The sequence below is a fragment of the Stenotrophomonas sp. STEN029 genome (genome assembly GCF_056760015.1).
On the sequence record NZ_JBRREC010000131.1, the window covers coordinates 1 to 9,662 of the forward strand.

The 9,662-nt window shown below is 63.8% G+C and carries 8 protein-coding genes; 3 read left to right on the top strand and 5 right to left on the bottom strand.

Translation table 11 applies throughout. The annotated features are described in order from the left end of the window. Positions 1 to 116: 116 nt before the first annotated feature. The 3 genes from ACVOLI_RS19425 to ACVOLI_RS19435 form a co-directional block, all read right to left on the bottom strand. Entirely contained in the window at positions 117 to 686 is a 570-nt protein-coding gene (locus tag ACVOLI_RS19425) for an HAD family hydrolase (protein WP_481615640.1), read from the bottom strand. Positions 687 to 751: 65 nt separating this feature from the next. After that, on the bottom strand, positions 752 to 1,486 hold the full coding sequence (locus tag ACVOLI_RS19430) for a hypothetical protein (RefSeq protein WP_481615635.1): 735 nt from the start codon (positions 1,484 to 1,486) through the stop codon (positions 752 to 754). 292 nt (positions 1,487 to 1,778) lie between these two features. Further along, entirely contained in the window at positions 1,779 to 2,867 is a 1,089-nt protein-coding gene (locus ACVOLI_RS19435) for an MBL fold metallo-hydrolase (RefSeq protein WP_481615636.1), read from the bottom strand. Positions 2,868 to 2,948: 81 nt separating this feature from the next. Between ACVOLI_RS19435 and ACVOLI_RS19440 the strand changes: the two genes are divergently transcribed. Then, positions 2,949 to 3,575, top strand: a complete 627-nt coding sequence (locus ACVOLI_RS19440) for a TetR/AcrR family transcriptional regulator (RefSeq protein ID WP_481615637.1) — start codon at positions 2,949 to 2,951, stop codon at positions 3,573 to 3,575. A gap of 171 nt (positions 3,576 to 3,746) precedes the next feature. Beyond that, the gene (locus ACVOLI_RS19445; RefSeq protein WP_481615638.1) at positions 3,747 to 5,060 is read left to right on the top strand and encodes an acetamidase/formamidase family protein; all 1,314 of its coding nucleotides are present in this window, start codon (positions 3,747 to 3,749) and stop codon (positions 5,058 to 5,060) included. A 350-nt stretch (positions 5,061 to 5,410) separates the two neighbouring features. On the opposite strand, the gene ACVOLI_RS19450 is transcribed toward ACVOLI_RS19445, so the two are convergent. Next, positions 5,411 to 7,345: a M1 family metallopeptidase gene (locus ACVOLI_RS19450; protein ID WP_481615639.1), complete on the bottom strand. Its 1,935-nt coding sequence runs from the start codon at positions 7,343 to 7,345 to the stop codon at positions 5,411 to 5,413. Positions 7,346 to 7,875: 530 nt separating this feature from the next. Continuing rightward, the gene (gene ubiE / locus ACVOLI_RS19455; RefSeq protein WP_282270503.1) at positions 7,876 to 8,640 is read right to left on the bottom strand and encodes a bifunctional demethylmenaquinone methyltransferase/2-methoxy-6-polyprenyl-1,4-benzoquinol methylase UbiE; all 765 of its coding nucleotides are present in this window, start codon (positions 8,638 to 8,640) and stop codon (positions 7,876 to 7,878) included. A 92-nt stretch (positions 8,641 to 8,732) separates the two neighbouring features. On the opposite strand from ubiE, the gene ACVOLI_RS19460 reads away from it, so the two are divergent. Continuing rightward, positions 8,733 to 9,185: a nucleoside deaminase gene (locus tag ACVOLI_RS19460; RefSeq protein ID WP_303747502.1), complete on the top strand. Its 453-nt coding sequence runs from the start codon at positions 8,733 to 8,735 to the stop codon at positions 9,183 to 9,185. Positions 9,186 to 9,662 lie beyond the last annotated feature (477 nt).

Genomic DNA, 9,662 nt, shown 5'->3' on the forward strand with positions numbered 1-9,662 from the left:
GCTCCCACTCCATCAGGTTGCAGAGCACGCCTGCAATCCAGCATTGCCAGCTTCGCCGCTTACGCCGCTCCCACAGAGGCTCCACCGGTAACGCCCCAGCCGAGCATGGCTCGGCTCTACCGGGATTCCGCGGCCCGCCACTGCTGCAGCAGCTGCGCACAGTCACGCAGCTGCCATTGCGCCATGCCCGGCCAAGGATCATCCGGCACATTGACCAGGACCCCAGGCACACCCGCCGCTTTCGCCGTGGCGAGATCGTAGTAATGATCCCCGACCATCCGCATCTGCGCCGGCAACACCTGCCAACGCTCGGCAAAGAACTGCAGTCCAGCCGGTGACGGCTTGGGCTCCACTTCCCAGCGGCCGATGATTTCTTCGACGGCAAAACACTCCGCCACGCCAATCGCCGCCAGGGTCACTTCGGCCAGCTCACGCGCATTGCGGGTAAGGATGCCCAAGCGGCACCCATCGGCATGCAGCGCGCGGATCAGGGCCACCGCCCCCGGCGCCGCGACCGACGCTTCGGCCAGTTCCCGCTCGTGCTGTATCAGCCAGGCATGGCTGTCAGCAGCCTGCTGCGCCGGCAGGCTGGCCAGATGCTCAAGAATGTCCGCGCCGGATGGGATCTGCAGGTCACGCCGGATCAATTCGAAGTCATGCACCGGCTCGGTCAGGGTGCCGTCCATGTCGAACACCCAATGACGGCTGGCGGCGACGTCGCAACGCCCCGCCGTATCAGCGAGCACCGACCTCAATCCCAGTTCGGCATCTGGCTGCCATCCAGCCCGCCAACCTCGAACACCGCCTTGCGGGTGCCACCGGCCAGCACCGGGAACTCGATCTCGATGACCTTGGCCTTGCGTGCCTGCCGCCACAGGCCGCGGTTGTCATCGATGAACATGGCAATGGCCTCATCGGTATCCGGGCGATGCGCGGCCATGTTGCGGGCCGGCGCACCATCGACGCTGACCTTGACCTGGCAGGCGCGGTAGCAGACCTTGGCGAAGTCACTGGACTGCAGCACCAGATAGGCGTGGCGCTTCCATTCCGGGTGATCACGGAACACCAGGTTCACCTGCTTGGCGCCGGTGCTGTCCACTTCCACGCGGTCCTTGCTGTAGATTGCCGCCGAGCGCTGGGTACCGCCCTTGACCGGCACCTGGTTGTAATTCCACAGGGCCTGCATGCGGCGCAGCTCACCGGCAGCCGCGGCCTTTTCGCGGACCTCGGCGAAGCCCGGCTCGATGCGTTTGGCGGTTTCCGAATCAGGGAACTGATCGAGCAGCGCGGCACCATGGATGCGCGCTTTCTCCCAGTCGGTGGCGGTGATCGCAGCGTCATACAGCTTGCCGATGCCTTCGGCGTCCGCTTCGCGCTTGGCCCGCTCCTGGGCGGCGGCGGCCTCTTGTTGCTGGCGCTCGGCCTCCGGGTTGCTGCAGGCAGTCAGGGCAAAGACGCAAAGGGCGCCGAGGATCAGGGGTTTCATCAAACAGCTCCGGTGAACGTGGCGCGGAATGGGCGCGCGATGGGCTTCACTTTAGAGCATGTTGGGGATTGGGAGGCACGATCCTTTTCTGCATTCGCGCTTACCTGCGCTTTTGCTTTGCCCTGCCTTTATGCCGTCATTCCCGCGCAGGCGGGAATCGCTCTTGTTGTTGCCCTTGCCTTTGCATTTGCTGTTACGCGAAGCCAAAGAGCCAGAGCGATTCCCGCCTACGCGGGAATGACGGCACTGGAAGCAACAGCAACATCAACGGCAACAACTACCACCGCAGCCCTCACTCCCCGCCCACCCGCCACCAATGCGTTGAAGGCGCAGGCGCACGGATATCCAGACGCTCGCCCATCTGCGGCGCGGTCAGCTCCACGCCCTGCTCCGCCGCCAGTGCGGTAATCCGCTCGAACGGCTCGGTCCAGGGATGCAAAGCCAGGTCAAACGTGCCGTTATGGATAGGCATCATCACCTTGCCGCGTACATCCAGGTGCGCCTGCAGACTCTGCTCCGGCTGCATATGCACGCCGGGCCACTGTTCGTCGTAAGCACCGGTCTCGACCATCGCCAGATCGAACGGGCCATAGCGCTCACCGATCTTCGCAAAGCCGTCGAAGTAGCCACTGTCGCCACTGAAGAAGATCCGCGTGCGGCCGGTATCGATCACCCACGATGCCCACAGGGTGCGGTTGCCGTCGGACAGCCCGCGACCGGAGAAATGCTGTGCAGGCGTGGCTGCGATCTTCAAGCCTTCCACTCGCGTTTCCTGCCACCAGTCGAGCTGGGTGATCTTCTCCTGCGGCACGCCCCAGGCAAGCAGGCGATCGCCCACGCCCAACGCGGTGACGAAGTGCCGCACCTTCGGCGCCAGCGCCAACACCGCGTCATGGTCGAGGTGATCGTAGTGGTCGTGCGAGATGATGACGCCGGTGATCTCTGGCAATTCCTCGATCGACAACGGCGGCGCATGGAAGCGCTTCGGCCCCATGAACGAGAACGGTGACACCCGCTCGGAGAACACCGGATCGGTCAACCAGAAGTGTCCGTCCAGCTTCATCAGCATGGTCGAATGGCCCAGCCGCCACAGGCTATCGTCCGGCGCGTCCAGCAGCGCCTGCCGGGTCAAGGCATGCACCGGAATCGCCACCTGCGGGGTGGCATCGGCCGGCTTGTCGAACAGGAAGCGCCACCACACCTTCACGCCACGCACGAAACCAAGCGGGGCCTGCTTGGCCACGTTGTGGAAACGCCCCTCGCCGTATTGCGGCGACTGGTCATAGGAAGCGGCGGGATGCGCACCGCAGGTCAACAAGCCAATGGACATGGCGATCAACACCGTAATGGGGAGAAGGAAACGAGGCAGGCGACGCTTCATGGCTGGGCTTGCCGGTAAAAGTACACTGGCGAGTCTACTTCCATTTCAAGGAAAGTAAACTGAACGGTGTAAAATGAGCGGATGACCGACGCCAAGCGCCCTCTCCGCCTGACCGACCGCAAACGCGAAGCCATCCTGCGCGCGGCAGTGGCCGAGTTCCGCGAACTGGGCTTTGCCGGCACCAGCATGGACCGCGTCGCCGCCGCCGCCGAGGTGTCCAAGCGCACGGTCTACAACCACTTCGCCAGCAAGGACGAGCTGTTCACCGCCATCCTCTGGCAGCTGTGGGAGGCCAGCCAATCGCTGGACGCGCTGGCCTACGATCCCGCCCGGCCATTGCGCGAGCAGTTGCTGGCCTTCGTCGCGCAGAAACTGCGCCTGCTCAGCGACGCCAGCTTCATCGACCTGTCGCGAGTGGCCATGGCCGAGCTGGTGCATGCACCGGAACGGGCACGGGTGATGATGGACAAGCTGGCCGAGAAGGAAGAAGGCCTGACCACATGGATCCGCGCCGCACAGGCCGACGGCCGCCTGCGCGACGATATCGCCCCGGCCGACGCCGCCCACCAGCTGCAGGGCATGGTCAAGGCGTTCGCGTTCTGGCCACAGATCGCGATGGGTGCCACGCCCTTGGACGCCAGCGCGCAGCAGCGGGTGATGCACGACTGCGTGGACATGTTCCTGGCGGTGCGCGCGCTCACGCCCTGAGTGCAGCGCACGCCCACTCCGGCAGCCAGCAGCCTGCTGCAGGAATCATCCCCCGCCGCACGAACGACCAGGCTGACTACAGATGTAGTTACCTTTGACACTGCGACGGCAGCCTGCCCGTTCGTACACTCCGCGAACACGCCCACCGGGCCCTTCGCAGACACACGCAACGTGCGCACCTCACTGAAATGGTCTTCGCTGTTGTTGTCCGTACTACCGCTCCATGCCCTCGCCGCCGACCAATGGATACTGGCCACTGACCTATGGGGTAACAGCGCCAGGCAGACCTTGGACCTGGACGTGCAAGGCACGCGTGTCAGCGGAACCTTGGGGGGCGACCCGATCAGCGGCAGCTTGAACGGCGCGCAGCTGAAGTTCACCGCCACCGGCAGCGACGGCCAGGTCTATCACTACGATGGCCGCATCGATGGCAGCCGCATGCAGGGCCGCAGCGACGAGCCGGACACCAACAACCGCAGCGCGCGTGCAACGCATGACTTCAGCGCATGGCGGGTGCCGGTACGGCCGGACAAGGCACCGCGCCTGCACGACTTCACCCCAAGCGACTACTCCAATACCTTCAGCGCCGACCGCGCCCCTGCGCTGGTGATCTGGCCCGGCGACTCGGTGCAGACCAAAACCCTGGATTCCGGTGGCGTCGATGAAAATGGCATCACCCGCGCCTTGTTCGGCAATCCACAAGTCGGGCCGTTCTTCGTCGCCGGCGCCGAGCCCGGCGACACCTTGGCGATCACCATCAGCTCGCTCAAGCTCAACCGCGACTACGCAGACAGCCTCGACGGCATCGTCGGCCGTTTGAAGACGCCACGCATCGCCACCGAGACCGCGACGCTGGGCAAGCCGGTGCGCTGGGAACTGGATCGCGTGCGCGGCATGGCGCGACCGCAGGGTGCCAGCGGCGCATTGAAGCACTTCAAGATCCCGGTCAAGCCGATGCTCGGCGGTCTCGCGGTGGCACCGGGCTTTGGCTATCCACCGTTCTCCACCGGCGACACCAGCGACTTCGGCGGCAACATGGATTTCAACGCCGTGGCCGAAGGCAACACGGTTTATCTTGAGGTGCAGCAACCTGGCGCATTGCTGTATGTCGGCGACGGTCATGCCCTGCAGGGCGACGGTGAGACCAGCCAATGGGCGCTGGAGACATCACTGGACGTGGTGCTGAAAGTGGAACTGATCAAGAAGCAGTCCATCGCCACGCCACGCGTGGAGTCGCCGACGCAGATCATGACGCTGGGGCAGGCAGGCTCCAGTGACGATGCACTGCGGCTGGCGACGTCGGGGATGCTGCAGTGGCTGCGCCAGTCCCATGGACTCGATATGTCACAGGCAACCCAGGTGCTGGGAGTGGCCGTGCAGTACAGCGTGGTCAACCTGGCAGGTCGCAGCGTGGGAGTGGCGGCGAAGATCGACAAGGCGGTACTGAAGGACCTGCCGCTTGCGGCGGCAAAGCGCAGCAATTGAGGGCTGCGGTCGAAGTCTGATTGCAGCTACGGTGCAGGAAGCCGACGCGCCCGGCACCTTCCTACAACCTGCTCAACACCGCCGCTGTCATGTATGTAGTGCCGAGCCATGCTCGGCAGAGGCCTTACCGGCAGCGTCCAGCCGAGCATGGCTCGGCTCTACAAAATCGGCAGAGGCCTTACCGGTAACGCCCAGCCGAGCATGGCTCGGCTCTACCAAAGGCTCCACGCGAAGAGTCCCGGGTGCGCTGCGCTTACCCGGGCCACACAATTACCCTCAGGTTTGAAAGCCACGCAAAAACAAACGGCGAGCCGAAGCTCGCCGTTTGTTTTGAAGCCTGCTGACGCCGATTACTGCTTCGGCGCAGCTTCCGCCTTGGCGATCATCGCTTCCACCGAGGCGGTGGTGATCGGGTGGTAGCCCGGCTTGGCCTTGGCGAACACGTCCTTGGCGAAGGCCAGGCCTTCCGGCGTCTTCAGCAGTTCAGCGTAGATCGGCAGCACCAGCTTGCGACGGCCAACCTTCTGGATGAACTCGCCGGCAGCAGCCTGTGCATCGGTGTAGCCGCTGCGGATTGCCAGCGGGTACCAACGCATCGCGATCTCCCCATTCGGAGTACCGGTGAAGTGGTAACCCTTGTCCAGCTGCGCCAGCTTCTCGACCGGCAGCTTCTCGCCCATGCCATCGATGAAGCGCACCCATTCCTGGGTGTTCCACTCGCGGGTTACCTGGCTGTTCGGCAGCGCGTCGCTACCCAGGAAGGCAATGCGGGCGGTGTCGACCACGGCGAAGTTGCGCGAACGGGCCTTGGTGGCGAATGCCGGGATGCCCGGCTCTTCCAGCCATGCCTTCAGCTCGGCATCGGTGACCGCCGTCGGATTCTTCGGCAGCAGGTTCTTCTTCATGTACTCGACGAACTGGTCGGTGTTGGCGCTCTGGAAGGCATGGTCGTCGAACCAGCCACGCAGGAACGGATCAAACACCGCACGGCCAAAACGCTGCTCCAGGAACTGCAGGAACCATGCGCCCTTGACGTAAGCTACCTGGCTCAGCGCATCGTCCGGATCACGCTCATTGAGCGGCGGCAGTGCCAGCGCCTGGTCGGCCGGGCTCATGTCCTTCACTTCATTGAGCAGGTCGGTCTGGTCGATCTCGCGCTCCATCTCGGCCATCTCGGCGCCATACAGCGCTTCGGTGATGCGGCCCTGCACGTAGGTGGTGAAACCTTCGTTGAGCCAGATGTCCTTCCAGCTGGCGTTGGTCACCAGGTTGCCGGACCAGCTATGCGCCAGTTCGTGCGCGACCAGCGACACCAGCGACTTGTCGCCAACGATGACGGTCGGGGTAGCGAAGGTCAGGCGCGGGTTTTCCATGCCACCGAACGGGAACGACGGCGGCAGCACCAGCATGTCGTAACGGCCCCAACGGTATTCGCCATACAGGTTCTCGGCGGCACCGATCATCTTCTCGGTGTCTTCGAATTCCTTGACGGCCTTGTTGACCATGGTCGGCTCGGCCCACACGCCGGAACGCTCGGAGATCGGCTCGAACACCAGGTCACCGGCGGCGATGGCCAGCAGGTAGGACGGGATCGGCTGCGGCATCTTGAAGGCGTAATCGCCATCGCGTGCGGCCTTGGGATCGTTGTCGGCGCTCATCAGCACCATCACGTCCGGGCGGCTGGTGACGTGCGCGCTATAGGTGAAGCGGACGCTCGGGGTGTCCTGCAACGGCACCCAGGAACGGGCGTGGATCGCCTGCGACTGGCTGAACATGAAGGGCAGCTTCTTGCCCTCGGTCATCGACGGCTCCAGCCACTGCAGGCCGGAAGCGGTCGGCGCGGTGTGGTAGGTGATGCGCACCGAGGTCGGCTGGGCCGGGGTTTCGATGCTCAGCTTGCTGCCGAACACCTTGTCGGCCGGCGCCAGCACGAACTGCAGCGGGGTGGCGGCGCCATCGGCGGCGAGGGCCTCGACCTTTTCAACGCTGAGCTCGCGGGTATCGAGCAGCAGCTGCTTGGCAGCCTTGTCCTTCCACTCCAGCGTATAGGTGGCGGTGCCGCCGATCTGCTTGGCGTCGAAATCGACCTTCAGGTCCAGCGCCACGTCCTTGATGACGACCTTCTCGGGTTCAGCGTAGGAGCTTTCATCGTGGCTGCGGCTGACGGTATTCACGGCGGCGGCGGGCTTCTGGGCGACGGGGTCGACGGTGGGGGCTGCGGGTTCTTTGGCACAGCCGGCGACGAGCGCCACGGCCAGGGGCAGCATCAGGAACGAAGAACGCATTGATCTGGAACCGGTTCAGGGGATAACCGTTGATTTTAAACCCGAAAGGCGTTGGTGGATGCGGCGGTGCGGCAACCGACGGTTGCGGCAAGGTCCACGCCAGAAAATGCCTGATCCCGCCATCCCCGCGAAGGCGGGGATCGCTCTTCGCATTGCGTCATGATCCCGACCAAGAGCAGAGCAAAAGCACCCCTCCCAACCCTCCCCTTGCCTTCGGCAAAGGGAGGGCTTCAACGCGCGCGCCTGTAGTGCCGAGCCATGCTCGGCAGAGGCCTTGCCAGCAAGATCAAAAGCGCCCGTCATCCCAACCCTTCTCCCGCAAGCGGGAGAAGGGCCAAGGCAAAAGCTGAAAAGCCAACCCCTCCCCAGCCCTCCCCTTGGCCTGCGGCCAAAGGGAGGGAGCAGAGACGTAGTGCCGAGCCATGCTCGGCAGGGGCTTTACCAGCAAAAGACAAAACCAGCACCACCACCCCACCTAGAAAAAAGGCGGCCAATGGCCGCCTTTCCTCAATCCACCCAGCAAGCAAGCCTCAAAGCTTGTAACCGGAGTGGATCGACACAATCCCCGCACTCAGGTTCTTGTAATGACAGCGGCCAAAACCCGCCTCGCTCATCATCGCCTTCAACTCTTCCTGCGGCGGGTGCTTGCGGATGCTCTCGGCCAGGTACTGGTAGCTGTCGGCATCACCACGCGCAAACAGCTTGCCCAGCTTCGGCAGCACCTTGAACGAATGGAAATCGTAGACCGGCTTGAACCAGTCCACGGTCACTTCCGAGAACTCCAGCACGCGCGCCTGCCCGCCTACCTTGAGCACGCGGTACATCTCGCGCAACGCGGCTTCCTTGTCGGTCACGTTGCGCAGGCCGAAGGAAATCGTCACCAGGTCGAAACTCTGGTCCGGGAACGGCAGCGCCTCCGCATTGAGCTGCACCCACTCGAAGCCCGATACCTGGCCGCGGTTGGTCAGGCGATCGCGCCCCACCGACAACATGCCGGCGTTGATGTCGCCCAGCACCACGCTGCCCTCGGCGCCGATGCGCTCTTTCAGCAGCACGGCGATGTCACCGGTACCGCCGGCCAGATCCAGCACGCGGTCGCCCGGCTTCACCTGCGCGGTAGCGACGAAGTAGCGCTTCCACAGCCGATGAATACCCAGACTCATCAGGTCGTTCATCAGGTCGTAGTTGTCGGCCACGGAAGTGAACACCTGGCCGACAAGCTTCTGCTTGTCCTTGGCCGGTACATCGCGGAAGCCGAAGTGGGTGGTGCCGGTCTTGTAGGGGGATTCGCTCATGGCGTCGATTATCGCACCGACAGCCCGATTGCGCCGCCAGCAGGCTGAATCCGGCCGCTATGATGATCGCCACGGCACCACAAGGACCTTGCATGATCACCACCCCGGACTACCGCGCCCTGCTCGAAACCGCCATCGCCGAAGCCCGCCAGGGCCTGGCCGAAGGCGGCATCCCGATTGGCGCGGCGCTGTACCACAACGATGGCCGCCTGCTCGGCTGCGGCCACAACCGCCGCATCCAGGAAGGCGACCCGTCCATCCATGGCGAAACCGACGCCTTCCGCAAGGCCGGCCGCCAGCGCGGCTACCGCAACACCATCATGGTCACCACCCTGGCCCCGTGCTGGTACTGCAGCGGCCTGGTCCGCCAGTTCAATATCGGTACCGTGGTGGTGGGTGAATCGGTCAGTTTCCCCGGCGGCATCGACTGGCTGCGCGAGAACGGCGTGAACGTCATCGACCTGAATGACGCCAGCTGCATCGAGATGATGGGCCGCTACATCGCCGAGAACCCGGATGTCTGGAATGAAGATATCGGCGAATAACGTGACGTTATCTGAACAAATCCCTATTAATCTCATAGGGAAATTAGACGCTGTAGCCAGATCGTAAGAAAAACAGCGTTATGCTCGGGGTACAGGGGCACTGCCATCGAGGTGAAGCGATGTATACAACGCCCATCCAACACAGCAGTCGCCAATCCCTCCAGCGTGCTGGGGAGCAATTGCGACAGCAGTACGCACGACATCGCTGCTCGGCCCCGTTCTGGGATGCCTACCAACAGGTTCAACGTGAACTGGTAGCGGCATATCCGGAACATCAGGCCGAGCTCTGCAACCGCCTGGCGGTATTTGCCCAACGCTTGGGCGCGGTTGAGAAGGCTCAGTTACTTGAGCTGGCGGTCAACGAAGCATAAAAAAAAACCGGGCCTGGCCCGGTTTTTTTTGCCCCGATTTCGGTAGTGGCGGGGCCCGCCGGGCCCGGGGGGCGCCCGGCGCCCCACCCGGTGGGTCGTGGGGGGG

What these genes read in the sequence shown, in the direction of transcription:
- ACVOLI_RS19435 (WP_481615636.1), bottom strand. Translation starts at nt 2,867, where the DNA reads ATGAAGCGTCGCCTGCCTCGTTTCCTTCTCCCCATTACGGTGTTGATC.
- ACVOLI_RS19450 (WP_481615639.1), bottom strand. Translation starts at nt 7,345, where the DNA reads ATGCGTTCTTCGTTCCTGATGCTGCCCCTGGCCGTGGCGCTCGTCGCC.
- ACVOLI_RS19430 (WP_481615635.1), bottom strand. Translation starts at nt 1,486, where the DNA reads ATGAAACCCCTGATCCTCGGCGCCCTTTGCGTCTTTGCCCTGACTGCC.
- ACVOLI_RS19425 (WP_481615640.1), bottom strand. Translation starts at nt 686, where the DNA reads ATGGACGGCACCCTGACCGAGCCGGTGCATGACTTCGAATTGATCCGG.
- ACVOLI_RS19440 (WP_481615637.1), top strand. Translation starts at nt 2,949, where the DNA reads ATGACCGACGCCAAGCGCCCTCTCCGCCTGACCGACCGCAAACGCGAA.
- ACVOLI_RS19460 (WP_303747502.1), top strand. Translation starts at nt 8,733, where the DNA reads ATGATCACCACCCCGGACTACCGCGCCCTGCTCGAAACCGCCATCGCC.
- ubiE (WP_282270503.1), bottom strand. Translation starts at nt 8,640, where the DNA reads ATGAGCGAATCCCCCTACAAGACCGGCACCACCCACTTCGGCTTCCGC.